10 protein-coding genes are annotated in these 17807 nt (G+C 36.3%); 6 read left to right on the forward strand and 4 right to left on the reverse strand.

The features are described 5' to 3' along the window. Positions 1-231: 231 nt before the first annotated feature. The 5 genes from trhO (at position 232) to JS605_RS09090 (ending at position 6504) form a co-directional block, all read left to right on the forward strand. A complete protein-coding gene (trhO, locus tag JS605_RS09070; protein ID WP_203257403.1) occupies positions 232-1305 on the forward strand; it encodes an oxygen-dependent tRNA uridine(34) hydroxylase TrhO in 1074 nt (357 codons plus the stop codon). A gap of 226 nt (positions 1306-1531) precedes the next feature. Continuing rightward, positions 1532-2788: a PSP1 domain-containing protein gene (locus JS605_RS09075; protein ID WP_203257404.1), complete on the forward strand. Its 1257-nt coding sequence runs from the start codon at positions 1532-1534 to the stop codon at positions 2786-2788. After that, positions 2766-3257, forward strand: coding sequence for a gliding motility lipoprotein GldH (locus JS605_RS09080; protein ID WP_203257405.1), 492 nt, complete (start codon positions 2766-2768; stop codon positions 3255-3257). The genes JS605_RS09075 and JS605_RS09080 overlap by 23 nt, the downstream gene beginning before the upstream one ends. Positions 3258-3344: 87 nt before the next feature. Then, complete coding sequence (locus JS605_RS09085; RefSeq protein ID WP_203257406.1) at positions 3345-5693, forward strand: penicillin-binding protein 1A; 2349 nt, start codon at positions 3345-3347, stop codon at positions 5691-5693. A gap of 34 nt (positions 5694-5727) precedes the next feature. Next, positions 5728-6504, forward strand: coding sequence for a helix-turn-helix transcriptional regulator (locus tag JS605_RS09090; RefSeq protein ID WP_203257407.1), 777 nt, complete (start codon positions 5728-5730; stop codon positions 6502-6504). Here JS605_RS09090 and JS605_RS09095 read toward each other — a convergent pair. The 4 genes from JS605_RS09095 to JS605_RS09110 form a co-directional block, all read right to left on the reverse strand. Then, positions 6501-6740, reverse strand: a complete 240-nt coding sequence (locus tag JS605_RS09095) for a S8/S53 family peptidase (RefSeq protein ID WP_203257408.1) — start codon at positions 6738-6740, stop codon at positions 6501-6503. The genes JS605_RS09090 and JS605_RS09095 overlap by 4 nt on opposite strands. Before the next feature lie 31 nt (positions 6741-6771). After that, positions 6772-6909 carry a hypothetical protein gene (locus tag JS605_RS09100; RefSeq protein WP_203257409.1) on the reverse strand — a complete coding sequence of 46 codons (138 nt, stop codon included), beginning with the start codon at positions 6907-6909 and terminating at the stop codon, positions 6772-6774. Between the two features lie 106 nt (positions 6910-7015). Beyond that, a complete protein-coding gene (locus JS605_RS09105; protein WP_203257410.1) occupies positions 7016-8974 on the reverse strand; it encodes an acetoacetate--CoA ligase in 1959 nt (652 codons plus the stop codon). A gap of 453 nt (positions 8975-9427) precedes the next feature. Then, a complete protein-coding gene (locus tag JS605_RS09110; protein WP_203257411.1) occupies positions 9428-11101 on the reverse strand; it encodes an ABC transporter ATP-binding protein in 1674 nt (557 codons plus the stop codon). A gap of 209 nt (positions 11102-11310) precedes the next feature. Here JS605_RS09110 and JS605_RS09115 point away from each other — a divergent pair, with 209 nt between their 5' ends. Beyond that, entirely contained in the window at positions 11311-17760 is a 6450-nt protein-coding gene (locus tag JS605_RS09115) for an immunoglobulin-like domain-containing protein (RefSeq protein WP_203257412.1), read from the forward strand. Positions 17761-17807 lie beyond the last annotated feature (47 nt).

The raw sequence follows: 17807 nt of genomic DNA on the forward strand, positions 1-17807 counted from the left end.
CTTAATATTATTAGAAACAAAATTGTTAGCAGAATCTTTGCTGTAGCAAAAAGACAAACACCTTATGTGGAAACCTTTAAATTTGCAGCATAAAAATTAGGATAAACCTTAGAATACAGGCAGGCCCGACCCTTGAGGTAACGCACAAATTATGTGTTGAAATTAGCATACTTGGCAATAAATTGTACTTTTGTCCTTTAAAATATTTCTTAACCTTAAAATTAGTATAGCATGCAACTGTACAATACATTAAGTGCAAAAGAAAGAGCAGAATTAATCGAAAAAGCCGGTAAGGATCGATTAACACTCTCTTTTTACAAATATGCCAAAATTGAGAATCCTCAAGAATTTAGAGATCAACTTTTTATAGTTTGGAATTCCCTTGACGTTTTAGGTAGAATTTATGTAGCTACCGAAGGTATTAATGGTCAATTATCGCTTCCTGCAGATCGTTTTCAAGAATTTAAAACACATCTAGATACCATTGATTTTTTGAAAGATATTCGTTTAAATATTGCTGTAGAACAGGATAACATGTCTTTTTTAAAATTGAAAGTAAAAGTGCGTCATAAAATTGTAGCTGATGGATTAAATGATGATACATTTGATGTAACCAATAAGGGTGTACATGTTGGTGCTGATAGATTTAACACACTTATTGAGGATGAGAATACCGTTTTGGTAGACATGCGCAACCATTACGAAAGTGAAATAGGGCATTTTAAAAATGCGATTACGCCTGATGTTGATACGTTTAGAGAATCTCTAGATATTATTGAGGACGATTTGAAAGAACACAAAGAAGATAAGAATTTAGTAATGTACTGTACGGGAGGTATACGCTGTGAGAAAGCAAGTGCCTATTTTAAACATAAAGGTTTTAAGAATGTGTTTCAATTGGAAGGTGGTATTATTGAGTATACTAGACAGGTAAAAGAAAGCAATCTTGAAAATAAATTTATAGGTAAGAACTTTGTGTTTGATGAACGTAGGGCGGAAAAGATAAGTGACGATGTAATTGCGCAATGTCATCAATGTGGCATCCCTTGTGATGTACATACCAATTGTGCTAACGATGCATGTCACTTATTATTTATTCAATGTGATTCTTGTAAGGAGGAGATGAACAACTGTTGCTCAACATCGTGTAAAGAGATACATGCTTTACCTTATGAGGAGCAAAAAGCTCTGCGTAAAGGCCAAGGAAATAGTAATGATATCTTTAAGAAAGGACGTGCCGACCATTTGCCTTACAAAAAGGATTTGAGGAATATTTTTGAAACATTAAAACAAGAAAAAGACTAAATTACAGAACGTATTGGTGTTTTATGGGTTTTAAAGAGTTAAGCAACTGCTTGGTCTCAAGAAGAATTTATGCGAATCACTGTTAGAGATTGTTACGCTCTCTTTTTTAAGTACCCAGATAATCCTATATTTACATTTTTAAGTGCTGTTTTGCATTTTAATGAATAATCAGGTATGAATCTCCATTCGTAATAATTTAATTATTAACGGATTCAATATATAAAATATGGCTTGCGCAAGTTGCTCAACTAAAGACGGCTCTCCAAAGGGCTGTAAAAATAATGGTACTTGTGGAACAGACAGTTGTAATAAACTAACGGTTTTTGACTGGTTAGCAAATATGTCTCTTCCCAATGGTGAAACACCTTTTAACTGGATTGAAGTTCGTTATAAAAACGGTAGGAAACACTATTATAAAAACACCGAGAATTTAACCTTAAGCATTGGAGATATTGTAGCTACACAGGCCCAGACAGGTCATGATATAGGCATGGTAACCCTTACAGGAGAGTTAGTACGTGTTCAAATGAAACGTAAAAACATAGCTCCAGAAGGGGACGATATTTTAAAAATCTACAGAAAAGCATCTCAAAAAGATATAGATATATGGCAAAAATCTCGTGATAGAGAGGAGCCTATGAAAGTAAAGGCAAGGCAATTTGCTATTGATTTACGACTTGAGATGAAAATTTCTGATATTGAGTTTCAAGGAGACGGTAGCAAAGCCACATTTTATTACACTGCTGAAGAGCGTGTAGATTTTAGGGAACTCATTAAGGTATTTGCAAGGGAGTTTAGAACACGTATAGAAATGCGCCAAGTAGGATTTCGTCAAGAAGCCTCCAGACTTGGTGGTATAGGGTCTTGTGGACGTGAATTATGTTGTTCCACCTGGTTAACAGATTTTCGTTCGGTAAGCACTTCTGCAGCGCGTTACCAGCAATTATCATTAAATCCGCAGAAACTTGCAGGGCAATGTGGAAAGCTTAAATGTTGCTTAAACTACGAGCTGGATACGTATTTAGATGCTTTAAAAGATTTTCCTAAAACAGATATAAAACTTCAGACAGAGAAAGGAACTGCTGTATGCCAGAAAACAGATATTTTTAAGGGACATATGTGGTATGCATATGAGGGAGAGTGGATGAATTGGCATAAAATAACAGTAGTACAGGCCAATGAAATCATTGAGCTAAATAAGCAGAATAAAAAAGTAATAAGCCTTGAAGAATACGCTCTAGATCTTGTTGAAGATACTAAAACATCGTTTGAAAACGTTGTTGGACAAGATAGTTTAACACGTTTTGATAGTCCAAAACGTAATAAAAAACGTAGAAATAATAAGCGCAAGGGTAACCAGAGGAATACTAAAAGTAGTCAAGGCAATAAAAAGGAAACTACCAACAATAATAACACAAACAAAAATAAAAGAAGACGAAACAATAAAAGAAAACCGCAAAATGCTAAGAACAATCAAAAATAGTGTCTTAGTAATACTATTGTTGTTGTGTATGTTGTCTTGTGACAAAAACCGAGTTTTTGATGCCTACAAATCTGTACCTAATGCATGGCACAAAGACTCTGTAGCAAGTTTTAAAATTAACCCACCAGATACTATTAACCCATACAATTTATTTATAAACCTTAGAAATACCAATGCCTATAAGTACAATAATTTATTTTTAATAGTGGAGATGACATTTCCTCATGGAAAAACCATCAAGGACACTCTAGAATACCGTATGGCAGAACCCTCAGGAAAGTTATTAGGTACAGGTGTTTCCGATATAAAAGAAAATAAATTGTGGTATAAAGAAAGCGTTGTTTTTAATGAATTTGGCGAGTATGAAGTTCATATTCAACATGCCATGAGAGAGAGAGGCAAAGTAAATGGCGTTACCAATTTAGAAGGTATCACTGATGTTGGTTTTAGAGTAGAAAAGCCACAATAAGTAAATAAAAGTATCAATTGTCACACTTAGTTTTTTGCCCCAGTTTTTATAGGCTTAAAGTAGAGTGTCTTTAATATTTAAAAAGAAATGGCAAAAGCAAAAAAAGAAACAGCCCCAGTAGAAAGCTTTTCAAAATATATAAGATGGTTTTGGATGGTGTTTTTAGGGGGGATTTTTGGATTAATTCTAGTGTTTTTATTAGCGTCTTGGGGTGTACTTGGAGAAATGCCTGATCACACGGTTTTAGAAAATCCAAAAACTAATTTAGCTACTGAGATTATTTCTTCTGATGGTAAAACATTAGGTAAGTTTTATTTTAATGATAATAGAACACCTGTTGGTTATGAAGAATTACCAGAACATTTAGTTGATGCATTAATAGCTACTGAAGATGTACGTTTTCATGAACATTCTGGTATTGATGCTAGAGGGACATTACGTGCTATAGCTAAGCTTGGTAAAGGTGGTGGTGCTAGCACAATATCACAACAATTGGCAAAACAACTTTTTACAGTTAAGGTCTCTAGCAGTAAATTTGAAAGAGTTTTTCAAAAAGTTAAGGAATGGATTATAGCTACACGTTTAGAACGTCAGTACACTAAAAAAGAAATTATAGCTCAGTACTTTAATATCTATGATTTTTTAAATAATGCTGATGGTATCAGAAGTGCTTCTAGCATTTATTTTGATAAAGAACCGAACGAATTAAGTTTAAAAGAGTCGGCAATGTTAGTTGGGATGTTTAAAAACGCTTCTTATTTTAATCCCAGAAAGTATCCTGAGAGAGTCAAGGATAGAAGAAATGTTGTGCTAGCGCAAATGTGTAAGTATGGTTATATAAATGAAGCATTAAAAGATTCGCTTCAAAAAACAGAACTCGATTTAAAATATACGCCACAATCACATCGTGACGGAATTGCTACTTATTTTAGAGGATATCTAGCAACATTTATGAAAGACTGGATTAAGAAAAACCCAAAACCAGATGGCACTAAATGGAGTTTGTACAACGATGGTTTAACCATTTACACCACAATAGATTCCCGTATGCAACAGTATGCAGAGGATGCAGTACAGCAACATATGCCAAGGTTGCAGGCCGAATTTTTTGCACAGAATACACCAAAACGAAATCCAACGGCACCTTTTTTAGAGTTAGATAATAAAGAGATAAAAGATTTGATGAATCGTTCTATGCGTCAATCAGAGCGTTGGCGACACATGAAATACGATTTAAAAAAATCAAATGAAGAGATTATCGCATCTTTTCAAAAGCCAGTAGCAATGTCGGTTTTTGCATGGAAGGATGGAAAGCCATCAGAAATAGACACCATTATGAAGCCCATTGATTCTATGCGTTATTACAAATCGTTCTTGAGAACAGGTATGATGTCTATGGATCCACGTACAGGACATGTAAAAGCATGGGTAGGTGGTATGGATTATAAGCATTTTCAATACGATATGGTAAAACAGGGTAAACGACAAATAGGGTCTACCTTTAAGCCTTTTGTGTATACCTCCGCAATAGATCAATTGCATTTTTCGCCATGCGATGAGTTTCCAGACACACCGTTTTGTATAGAAGCTAATAAATATGGTAATCCTGAAGAGTGGTGTCCTAAAAATTCAAATCATAATTATGGTGGTAATCGCAGTTTAAAAAACGCATTAGCTAATTCTGTTAATACAGTTACTGCACGTTTAATTGATAAGGTTGGGCCACAAACTGTTGCAGATTTAGCCGTGAAATTGGGTGTAGAGTCTGAAATTCCTCCAGTACCGTCAATTGCTTTAGGTACACCAGATGTTAGCGTTTATGAAATGGTGGGAGCATATTCTGCTTTCGCTAATAAAGGGGTATACACCAAACCTGTAATGGTTACTAGTATTGAAGATAAAAATGGTACGATTTTATACCAATTTAAACCAGAGACTCGAGATGTTTTAAGTGAAGAAACGGCTTATGTTGCAGTTAAACTTATGGAAGGTGTTACTCAAAGTGGCTCAGGATCTGGCTTACGTCATAATTACAAGAAAAATTTTGCTGTCTATAAGAAAGTTGTAACTGGCTATCCTTATGAGTTTACTAATTCTATTGCTGGAAAAACAGGGACTACGCAAAACCAAAGTGATGGTTGGTTTATGGGCATGGTACCTAATTTAGTAACTGGAGTTTGGGTTGGTGGAGAAGAAAGATCTATACATTTTAGTGGTATAGGATATGGTCAAGGGGGTGTGATGGCACTGCCAATTTGGGGTATTTATATGAAAAGCTGTTATGCTGATGAAAATTTAAATATTTCCAAAGAAGAGTTTGAGGCTCCAGAAAGCTTATCCATAACAGTAGATTGCTCTAAAGCTACTGGGAAAACAGTGATAGATGGTAATGATTTAAAAGATGATGACATTCCCGAAGATTTAGACTTTGGTTAATGATAAAGTACTCAAATATTTATTAATCAATACTTTGCAAACAGACTCATTTCAAAACTTCAAAACGATATGGAGTAGTATTATTGGTGTTACTCCAGAATCATTTAAAACACAGTTAACAGAGAAACTTACTGAAAACCTTGAGGTGTTTAAAAACGGTATCGGTGTTTCTGCGCTTACTGTTTTTGATATGGAGAAAAATGGGTTTATATATGTTGATGAAGATATAGAGCGTGTAACGGGTATACCCAAACCTTTATATTTTGAAAAGGGAGCATCGTATGTATTATCCAGAGCAATACTTCAGCATGTGCCTTTATTGATAAGCTCTACACTTAAACAGCGTAATTTTTTTAAAAATAAGTCGCAAGAATTTTATAATAACTTTATCGTTAATCGTGAGTTTGCCTATAAATCAAAAAGAGAACCTGTAAATTGGGTGCTGCACCAAGTGGTTAGACATCTGTTTAATGCTTCAGGAAAATTATTTGGTGTTGTTGTATTGCAAACACAACTTAAAAACTCCAATTACATTGGGAAATTCCGCTTCAATATTTATGATAAAAAGAAGAATATAATAGTATACCCAAAGTTAGGTGTAAAGCATTCGTATATTCATGATTTAACAGATAGAGAAAGGCAAGTCATCAATCTGTTGCTTCAAAATAAAACCAATAAAGCCATTGCTGAAGAATTGCATATCAGCTATCATACTGTACGAACACACAGAAAATCAGCAATGAAAAAATTGAATTGCCATTCCATTTATGAATTGGCAAGAGAATATTCAGTGTTATTAAATGGAGACTAAGGCGTACAGTCGTCGTCTTCATCGTCTAAGAATCCATCTCCATCATCATCTATTCCGTTATCGCAAATTTCGCATACACAATCATTATCTGTACAATCTGTAAACCCATCGTTATCATCATCAATACCGTTATTACAGATTTCTGATTTCGTATTGTCATTATCATCATTCTCACAATTAGAGAATAGAATAAGGCCAAAAAGTACGATTGCAAATTTTAAAATAGATGTCTTCATAAGTAGTTAATTTTGAGTTGTTGTTAACTGGTTACCATGGTTTGTGCTGGCGTTTACCAGTTGATTTTCCTGTAGTTGTAGAAGTTTCTTCGTCTTGACCTGGCTCAGCATAATCTCCACATTGATTAATGGTAAATAGAGCAAATAGAAGTAATAAAAATTTTGACATATTACATTTTTTTGTAAAAGTCATATTATGAAAAGTGATTTCAAATACCTCATTGAGGTATTTTTAATGAAATGATGATAAGGAAAAAAGAATATTACACTAAAAATCAGATACGTTTAGCAAACTCAATAAAGAAATTAACAGATTCTGGGTTGCGCATGGCGTCTAAATTTATTGAGGTTTCAATAGGCATTTTTAATAAAATCTTCTTAATAGGAGCTTCCATTTTTTTACCACTTATAGTATAAGGGATGTCTTTAACTTCAATAATTTCATCAGGAACATGTCGTGGAGAATAGTCTGTTTTTAGTTGATTATTGATATTTGACTTTATGTTTTCTGATAATTCAAAACCAGATTTAAGCTTAACAAATAAAGGCATGTAATGCTTGCCTTCATCCAATTCTAAATTTATAATTAAGGAGTCCTCTACAGCTGAAATTTTATTAACAGCACTATATATTTCACTTGTACCAATTCTAATACCATGCCTATTTAATGTGGCGTCAGAGCGTCCATAAATTACCAAACCTCCTGTTTTAGAGTTTATTTTAATAAAATCGCCATGGCGCCATTTCCCCGGATAATCCTCAAAATAAGAAGACTTGTATCTTGCATTGTTTTCATCATTCCAAAAGTAAATAGGCATGGAGGGCATGGGTTTGTCAATAACCATCTCACCTAAAACATCTTTAATTGGTTTACCATTATCATCTAAGGCATGTAGCGATACACCTAAAGCTCTACATTGAATTTCTCCAGAATGCACACTATTAAGAGGCGTACCTCCAACAAAGGCGGTACATACATCAGTACCTCCAGCCATAGAACATAACCAAACATCAGATTTTATATTATTGTACACATAATCGAAAGCTTCAGCTGGTAATGGAGCACCTGTAGAACTAATAGAACGGATAGACGACAAATCATGAGCTGCTTTTAAATCTAGCTGCTTTTTCATATTAGCTACTAAAAAAGGTGCACTAGTACCAAAATGATGAAGTTTAAGTTTATCTGAAAGGCTCCAAAGCGCATCAAATTTTGGATAGGTTGGAGAGCCATCATATAACACAATAGAAGCTCCCATCAACAAGGCCGATTGTAAAAAATTCCACATCATCCACCCCGTTGTTGTAAACCAAAAATAGAGTTCACCAGATTTTGTATCGTTGTGAAATGCCATGTACTTATAATGCTCTAATAAAATACCACCGTGAGAGTGTACAATCGCTTTAGGCAAACCTGTGGTTCCTGAGGAATATAGCACCCATATAGGGTGGTTAAAATCTACAGGTTGAAATTCCAGTTTACCACCATCCTTTTTAAAGATGGTATTTATGTCAATGTAATCTTCAGAAAAACGCTCCAGCGTATTATTATCTAAATAAGGCAAGATGATAACCTTTTTTAATGTAGGGAGTTCAGAAACTATGTCTTTAACGGTGTCTGTTTTACTATAAGGTTTTCCATTATAAAGATAGCCATCTACAGCAATGAGCACTTTGGGTTGTATTTGGGCAAAACGATTTACTACACTTTCAGTCCCGAAATCTGGAGAGGTGCTAGACCACACTGCACCAATTGCATTTGCAGCAAGAAAGGCTATAGTAGCTTCAGGAACATTTGGCAGAAAAGCTACAACACGATCACCTTGGGTAACACCTAGGGATTTAAAATACATAACCATAGAAGCTACTTTAGCTTCAAGAGTTTTCCAAGATATTTCTTCTTGAAGACCACTTTCATTACTAAAATAAATAGCTGTTTGGTCTGGTTTAGATGTCCTAAAAATATGTTCTGCGTAATTTATAGAGGCACCTTCAAACCATTTACAGCTTGGCATATTATAAGATGATAATACTTTTGTATATGGGGTATGCGATATTATCTTAAAATAGTGCCAGATACTTTCCCAGAAGTCTTCAATATTATTGGTAGACCATTCCCATAACTCATCGTAATCTTTAAACTTTAGGTTGTGATTTTCTTGTAGCCAATTACAATAGTGTTGTACATGGCTTTCCTTTTTAAACAAATGAGATCCTTCCCAAAGCTTTTTCATATAAATCTTAATAAATTTTCGTCCTCAAATATAGAGCTTATATGAGTTAATAAATAGTTAAAACATTTATGATTAAGATTTAGTGATATGGGTTTTATCGATAAAAGACAAACTAGAATTGCATTTCGTCGATTTTTTATGTTTTTAATCGTGTTTTTTGAAAAAAAATAAGATATTAGTTGTCCCAAATCAACCAGATTAAAAAATAGATTTTTCTCAAATCTATCATAAACTTAAAATTCTCATGATATGGCAACAGATCTATCTGAACAACCTACGAAAAGGGAAAGTAAATTTAAGGAAACTTTGAGCGAACAAATACGGTTTGTAAAAGGATTTCTTTACTTAACCAAGAAAATATTTATGCTTTAATCGAAAAAGAGGGATAAGCTTAAATGTTATTAATCTTGCATAGAATCTACTGCTATTTAGATTTTAAGCAAGATTTTCTTTTTACATCCCTTTTGGAATCGCATCAATTAACTTTTTTGTGTAAGCCTTTTTAGGGTTAGCATAAATACGATCTGCATCTCCTAGTTCTTCAATTTTTCCCTTGTTCATAACCAAGAGCTGATCTGCCATGTACTTTACCACTGCCAAATCATGTGATATGAAAATATAGGTAAATCCAAAATCAGTTTTAAGCTCATTAAGGAGGTTTAAAACTTGTGCTTGCACAGAAATATCCAAGGCAGACACAGATTCATCACAAACAATTAATTTTGGTTGCAAAGCAATGGTTCTAGCAATACCGATACGTTGACGCTGACCACCAGAAAATTCATGGGGATATCTGTTAACGTGGGCTTCGGATAAACCAACACGTTCTAAAATTTCAATCACTTTGGCCTTACGCTCATCATCTGTTGCGTAAAGTTTATGAACCTGCATAGGTTCTAGTATCGCTTTGCCTACGGAGATTCTGGGATTTAATGAAGCAAAAGGATCTTGAAATATTATTTGAATATCTTTTCTCAACGCCCTGGTTTCAGTAGAAGATAGCTTGGTTATATCTACGCCTTTATAATTAATAATACCCGATGTTGCTTTATCCAATTGTAAAATAGCATTACCTAAAGTAGATTTTCCACAACCAGACTCGCCTACCAAACCTAAGGTTTCCCCTTCGTACAATTTAAAGCTTACACCATTAACAGCCTTAAAGGATTCTGGTTTAGAAAACCATCCTGATTTAGATACATATTCTTTTTCTACATCTATAACTTCTAATAAGGGGGGTTGGCTGTACAATTGCTCATGCGCTTTTTTGCGGTCTGAGGGTAATATAATTTCAGACTTTAAAGTATCATTCAAAACATCTTTAATAGTTGGTAATACTTTTAAGCGCTCATTTAAAGAAGGTCTGGAATTGATTAGTGCTCTAGTGTAATCGTTTTTAGGATGTTTAAAAATATCTTCAATACTTCCTGTTTCAACAATCTTACCCTTATACATAACCAAAACCCTATCAGCTATCTCTGAAATCAAAGCCAAATCGTGGGTAATGAATATGATGCTCATTTTGGTCTCTGCCTGTAGCTCTTTTAAGAGACTAATAATTTCTTTTTGAACAGTAACATCTAAAGCTGTAGTGGGTTCATCAGCAATTAAAATATCTGGTTTACAAGCAATGGCCATGGCAATCATTACCCGTTGTTTTTGCCCTCCAGAAATCTCATGAGGATAAGCTTTAAAAACACGTTCAATATCTGGAAGTCTAACTTTTTCAAATAAAGACAATGTTTCAATCTTAGCCTCTTTTTTAGATAGGTTTGTGTGTTGCAATAAGATTTCTAATACTTGTTTGCCACAGGTCATAGATGGATTTAAAGAACTCATAGGCTCTTGAAAAATCATTGCTATTTTGAGGCCTCTTATATTTTGAAACGCTTTATTGGTAAGCTGTGTTATATCAATAGCATTATAAATAATACTTCCATTCGAAATTTTGGAAATCCGTTTAGGGAGTAACCCTAAAATAGCTAAAGAGGAAACAGATTTTCCAGAACCAGATTCTCCCACAATACCTAATATTTCATTTTCATTTAAATCATACGAAATATTATGGATAACGTGTGTATTGTTAAAAGCAATGGAGAGGTGTTTTACAGATAAAATAGGTGTCATGCATCAAGAACAGTATTTTCAAATATACTAAATAGAAGTTTTATACTATAGTTTGTGTGAGCAGACATGCTAATGTAGGTTTTTTCTTAATCAAGAATATGGCTTTCCCATAAAATGATTAAATCCCTTTAAATCAATGAATAAAGAGATTGTTTTTTTGAAAAAAAATAGTACTTTAAACATGAAAATTAATTTTTAACCAACCCCCTATGAGAAAAATTACCTTTACCTTATTAGTGCTTTTCAATGTGCTTTTTATTTGCTCACAAGAAAAGCAAACTCCAAAAAGAATTTCAATTGCCAACCCTTCTCAATTTACATTACAGAAAATTCAGAAAGCAGGTATAGATTTAACATGTGGCCCTAGATTTATCAACAATAACTTAGAATTAGAACTTAGTTATGCGGAATTATTAGAGCTACAAAAAAGCGGTATCTATTATCAAGTTTTAATAGATGATTTAACCAAATACTATAGTGATAGAAATACCTTTGAGTTACCAATAGCAAAAAACACTTTAAGAAGTTTAAAGAAAAAACCAAAAAAACAGATTGGTGGTTCTACCACTCAAAAAAGTTTGAGTTTACAGAATATCTTAGTTGGTAATCCTACACAACATGACGAATGCGAGGAAATAAACTGGCCAGTGCCCACAAACTTTCAATTAGGGAGTATGGGAGGTTGCTTAACAGTAAGCGAAACCCTAGCTCAATTAGATTTGATGCGTAGCTTGTATCCAAATCTTATATCTGTAAAAACAGATGCTTCTCCTTCTGGTCAGACTACTCATGGTAACTCTACCGGGGGTACTACATGGCCAGGACAAACCGTATATTATGTTAGGATATCTGATAATCCAGATGTCGATGAATCTAATGAGCCAGAAACTTTAATAACAGGTATGATTCATGCCAGAGAAGTTAATAGCTTAATGAATATTATGTACTTTATGTGGTACATACTTGAAAATTATAACAGTGACCCTTTCATCAAGAATGTGGTTGATAATCAAGAGCTGTACTTTATACCGATAATTAATCCTGATGGATTGCGTTGGAATGAAGTTATTGCACCTAACGGAGGAGGTTTACAACGAAAAAATCTTAGGCCAGGTGTTGCAGATAACGGTACAACAGGGACGTCAAATAATGTTAGGGGCATTGATTTGAATAGAAACTTCAACTACTATTGGGGTATCGACAATTCTGGGTCATCTCCAACTGAGAGTAGTAATACGTACAGAGGGCCGTCTGCAGGTTCAGAGCCTGAAACCCAAATAGTTCAAGATTTCGTGGCGCTTCATGATTTTAAAGTGGGGGTAAATCATCATTCTGGATTAAATTCGATAGTAACATCGTCTTATAATGGAAGCCTCACAGCTGCGGATTCTGGTCGCGAGGATGAATACGCTAAAATATGTCATGATTTAACACATTACAATAGATATATTTATGGATCTGCACCAAATACACTAACATCTGCAAACGGAGATGCAAACGATTGGATGCTTGGTGGCCCTGCAGTGACTTCGGGAGGACAAACCAGTTCTGGTTCAGGAAAAGATATTTTGGCTTTTGCTCCTGAAAATGGAGATGACTTTTGGCCAGCACCTTCACAAATTACACCAATTGCTCAAAATGCCATGCGCATGAATTTCCTTTCTGTGCTATATTCTGGGAAATTTGCAAAATTACACGACCTTAATCTTAGTGCAATTTCCTCAACTTCTGGAGATTTAACCTTTGGGGTGGAGTACTTAGGTAAAACCTATGATGATATTACATTAACAGTTGCACCTGTGTCCTCGAACATTACCTCAATAACATCGCCATCAACACAAACAGGGTGGACTAAATTAGAGCAAAGAAATTTAACAGTACCTTACACTTTAGATGCCGGCATACAACCTAATGATGAAATTGAATTTCAAGTTACCTTAAGTAATAATGATTTTGTGCTCTACCAGGCTAACTACGTTAAGTATTATCAAGCAAGTGTGTTATTTGCGGATGATCCAGATGTTACAGGAACCTCTAATTGGACAACCTCAGGAGGTAGCTGGGGAACAACAACAGATGCCTATTCTGGTTCTGCTGCAATTACTGATTCGCCATCAGGTGCTTACAGTGATAATGAGAATAAAACCATTACATTAAATTCAACAATCGATTTATCAGTGACATCGCAAGCATTGGTTCAGTATTATGCAAAATGGGATTTGGAGCGTAATTATGATTTGGTACAAATAGAGGCAAGTACCAATGGAGGAGGTAGTTGGACAGCCTTATGCGGTAATTATAATAAACCAGCAGCTGGTTTTGATACAAACTTTCATTTGAACAAAAACACCTCTACCTTTAGGAATCACCAGTCCACAAACGGAGATATTGTTTACGATGGTGATACTATGGACAAATGGGTAATGGAAGAGATTTATATCAATGCCACTGAAAACACATTTTTGTTGGGACAGAGTAATGTGCAAATTCGTTTTAGGCTTAAAAGTGATAGCTTAAATAGAGAGGATGATTTAACAACCACCTTTGATGGATTTTCTTTTGATGATTTTAGGGTAATTAGCATTCAAACTCCTTGTGTGTTATCTGTACCAACTTCAGTTACTGCAGATAATGTTACGGTAACAGCTGCTACTATTACTTGGGATAACATTCCTTCTGCAACTTATGATTTAAGATATCGTGATATTGGTAATTCTAATTGGACAGATGTTAATGGGCTAACTGTACCCACAACAGATTTAACAGGTTTGGTGGCGAGCACTGATTATGAGGTGCAAGTAAGAAGCCTTTGTGGAACAAATACATCAAGTTACAGTGCATCTACTAATTTTACTACGAATGATTTTGTCGCTTGTACAGGTACAACCATTAATGTATTTCCTTATGCTGAAGGGTTTGAAGGATCAATTGGGGATTGGAGTCAGTCATCAGCAGATGATTTAGACTGGTTAGTAAACTCAGGAACCACACCATCTGCAGATACGGGGCCATCAGCTGCAATAGAAGGCTCTAGTTATATCTATGTTGAAGCCTCAACAGAAGGAACTGGCTTCCCTGACAAACGCGCAATTATAAGCTCGCCTTGTTTAGATCTGTCAGGAATGGTTCAAGCTACTTTTAGTTTTCAATACCATATGTTTGGAGCTGCAGATATGGGGACAATAGATTTAGAGATTAGCAACGATAATGGTACTAATTGGACGAGTCTTTGGAGCCAATCTGGAAATCAAGGTAACTCATGGTTACCTGTTGATGTTAACTTAGATGCTTATGTAGGAGGAAGTGTTCAGTTAAGATTTAATAGGTTTGTGGGTAGTACATGGCAAGCTGATATAGCCATTGATGCTATTAGCGTTACAGTATTTGACGGAGTAGATACTACACCTCCAGTAATAACTTTAAATGGAGATGCTGCAGTTGATGTTATAATAGGAAATACCTATAATGATGAGGGAGCAACTGCTACAGATAACATAGATGGTGATATAACAAGCAATATTGTGGTCGGAGGGGATACTGTAGATAGTAATACCTTAGGGAGCTATGTAATAACTTATGATGTAAGTGACGTAGCAGGAAATGCAGCAACCCAAGTAACTAGAACGGTAAATGTTATAGAAGCAGTGCCAGGATGTTCAGGAGGTATAACTACGTATCCTTATGCACAGGGATTTGAAGGTAGTATTGGAGATTGGAGTCAGTCATCGGCCGATGATTTAGATTGGTTGGTAAATTCAGGAAATACACAATCGAACAACACGGGACCATCTGGGGCTGTTGAAGGTAGTAGTTACATATATGTTGAAGCATCAGGTAATAATACTGGGTACCCTAGTAAGAGAGCGATCATTACTTCCCCTTGTTTTGATTTGTCAAGTGCTAGTGCAGCAAATTTCAGTTTTCAATATCATATGTTTGGTGTTGCAGATATGGGAAGTGTTGATTTAGAAATAAGTAATGATGATGGAGTATCTTGGGTAAGCCTCTGGAATCAAACAGTAAATCAAGGAGATACGTGGTTGTTGGTAAATATAGACCTAGGTAGTTATGTTGGAGGAAGTGTTCAATTGAGATTTAATAGGTTAACAGGAGACACTTGGAGAGCTGATGTTGCTATTGATGATGTTAATCTTACTGCAGTAGAGGAAGATACCACCGCTCCAGTAATTACCCTAAACGGCAATGCTACGATAGATTTAAACGTAGGGGATACTTACACAGAAGAAGGCGCGACTGCGAGCGATAATATTGATGGGGACATCACAGCGAACATCGTTATCGGTGGCGATGTGGTGGACACGAATACTGCTGGCACGTACATAGTAACCTATGATGTGAGCGATGCAGCTGGCAACGCTGCCACACAAGTAACCAGGACGGTAAACGTGATACCAGATACCACCGCTCCGGTCATAACCCTAAATGGCAGTGCCACTGTTGATTTAAACGTAGGGGACACCTACACAGAAGAAGGCGCCACGGCAACCGATAATATAGATGGTAACATCACGGCGAACATCGTCATTGGCGGCGATGTAGTGGACACCAATACTGCTGGCACGTATATAGTGACCTATGATGTAAGCGATGCAGCTGGCAACGCAGCCACACAGGTAACCAGAACGGTAAACGTGATACCAGATACCACTGCTCCAGTAATTACACTCAATGGCAGTGCCACGTTAGATTTAAATATTGGCGGTATTTATACAGAGGAGGGAGCTACAGCAAGCGATAATATAGATGGGGACATCACGGCAAACATCGTTATCGGTGGCGATGTAGTGGACACCAATACAGCGGGCACGTACATAGTGACCTATGATGTGAGCGATGAAGCGGGCAACGCGGCAACACAAGTAACCAGAACGGTAAACGTGATACCAGATACCACTGCTCCAGTAATTACACTCAATGGCAGTGCCACGTTAGATTTAAATATTGGCGGTATTTATACAGAGGAGGGAGCTACAGCAAGCGATAATATAGATGGGGACATCACGGCAAACATCGTTATCGGTGGCGATGTAGTGGACACCAATACAGCGGGCACGTACATAGTGACCTATGATGTGAGCGATGAAGCGGGCAACGCGGCAACACAAGTAACCAGAACGGTAAACGTAATACCAGATACCACCGCTCCAGTAATTACCCTAAACGGCAATGCTACGATAGATTTAAACGTAGGCGATACCTACACGGAAGAAGGCGCCACGGCGACAGATGATTTAGATGGGGACATAACCGCAAACATCGTCATTGGTGGCGATGTAGTGGACACCAATACAGCTGGTACGTACATAGTAACCTATGATGTAAGCGACGCAGCGGGCAACACGGCGACACAGGTAACCAGAACGGTAAACGTGATACCAGATACTACCGCTCCAGTAATTACCCTTAACGGCAATGCCACGATAGATTTGAATGTAGGCGATACCTATACAGAAGAAGGCGCCACGGCAAGCGATAATATAGATGGGGACATCACGGCGAACATCGTCATCGGTGGCGATGTAGTGGACACCAATACAGCTGGCACGTATATAGTGACCTATGATGTAAGCGATGCAGCGGGCAACGCAGCCACACAGGTAACCAGAACGGTAAACGTGATACCAGATACTACCGCTCCAGTAATTACCCTTAACGGCAATGCCACGATAGATTTGAATGTAGGCGATACCTATACAGAAGAAGGCGCCACGGCAAGCGATAATATAGATGGTGACATCACGGCGAACATCGTCATCGGTGGCGATGTGGTGGACACCAATACTGCTGGTACGTACATAGTGACCTATGATGTAAGCGATGCAGCGGGCAATGCCGCCGCACAAGTAAGCAGAACGGTAAATGTAAATAGTATACCTACAGATGTGGTTATACACCAAGGCTTTTTTGAAACAGCGCTTGATGGTTGGATCGACGGAGGAACTGACTGTGCGCGAGTATCAGACTCAAGGTCGTATGAAGGTAGTTTCTCGATTAGAATCCGTGATAATTCTGGAACAGCATCATCGATGACATATTCAAATGTAGATTTAACATCATTTGCTGAGGTACAAGTAGATTTTTACTTTTACGTAACTAGTATGGAAAGTAATGAGGATTTTTGGTTACGCTATTTTAATGGATCTTCATGGATCACTGTTGAGACTTGGGCTAGTGGAATAGACATCAATAACAATACATTTTATAATGCAACTGTCGTTATTCCAGCATCTGTGTATAATTTTGCTTCAAATTCTGGATTTAGATTTCAATGTGATGCTTCAGGAAACAATGACCAAATTTTTGTAGATCAAGTTACAATTACTGGATTTGGATCTGCCACAGGAAGTGGTAATAGTCTTGTGAATTTAGGTAGTACTACCAAAACAGGTATAGAAAAGAGTATTGCAGATTTCGAGGAATTTAAAGTATATCCTAACCCGGTTAAAGACGCATTCTTAAATGTTGAAGTTCCCGGAGTTTCTAACTTTAGCTATAAAGTTATGAATATGCTAGGACAAATTGTTATTGAAGGGACATCCACAGGTAAAATTAATGTTGATAGAATTGAGAGTGGAATGTATCTACTTGAAGTTAATGATGGAGATGAATTGTTGATTAAGAGGTTTATCAAAGAATAGCCTAAGAATTAATATTTTTTAATGAAAGTCCAGATTTGATCTTTTAA

The sequence above is a fragment of the Hyunsoonleella ulvae genome (assembly GCF_016827605.1).
Lineage (GTDB): Bacteria > Bacteroidota > Bacteroidia > Flavobacteriales > Flavobacteriaceae > Jejuia > Jejuia ulvae.

Bases quoted from the DNA above. Each gene is read 5' to 3' on its own strand.
- JS605_RS09085 (WP_203257406.1), top strand. From the start codon at position 3,345: ATGGCAAAAGCAAAAAAAGAAACAGCCCCAGTAGAAAGCTTTTCAAAA.
- JS605_RS09095 (WP_203257408.1), bottom strand. From the start codon at position 6,740: ATGAAGACATCTATTTTAAAATTTGCAATCGTACTTTTTGGCCTTATT.
- JS605_RS09080 (WP_203257405.1), top strand. From the start codon at position 2,766: ATGCTAAGAACAATCAAAAATAGTGTCTTAGTAATACTATTGTTGTTG.
- JS605_RS09110 (WP_203257411.1), bottom strand. From the start codon at position 11,101: ATGACACCTATTTTATCTGTAAAACACCTCTCCATTGCTTTTAACAAT.
- JS605_RS09075 (WP_203257404.1), top strand. From the start codon at position 1,532: ATGGCTTGCGCAAGTTGCTCAACTAAAGACGGCTCTCCAAAGGGCTGT.
- JS605_RS09115 (WP_203257412.1), top strand. From the start codon at position 11,311: ATGAGAAAAATTACCTTTACCTTATTAGTGCTTTTCAATGTGCTTTTT.
- JS605_RS09105 (WP_203257410.1), bottom strand. From the start codon at position 8,974: ATGAAAAAGCTTTGGGAAGGATCTCATTTGTTTAAAAAGGAAAGCCAT.
- JS605_RS09100 (WP_203257409.1), bottom strand. From the start codon at position 6,909: ATGTCAAAATTTTTATTACTTCTATTTGCTCTATTTACCATTAATCAA.
- trhO (WP_203257403.1), top strand. From the start codon at position 232: ATGCAACTGTACAATACATTAAGTGCAAAAGAAAGAGCAGAATTAATC.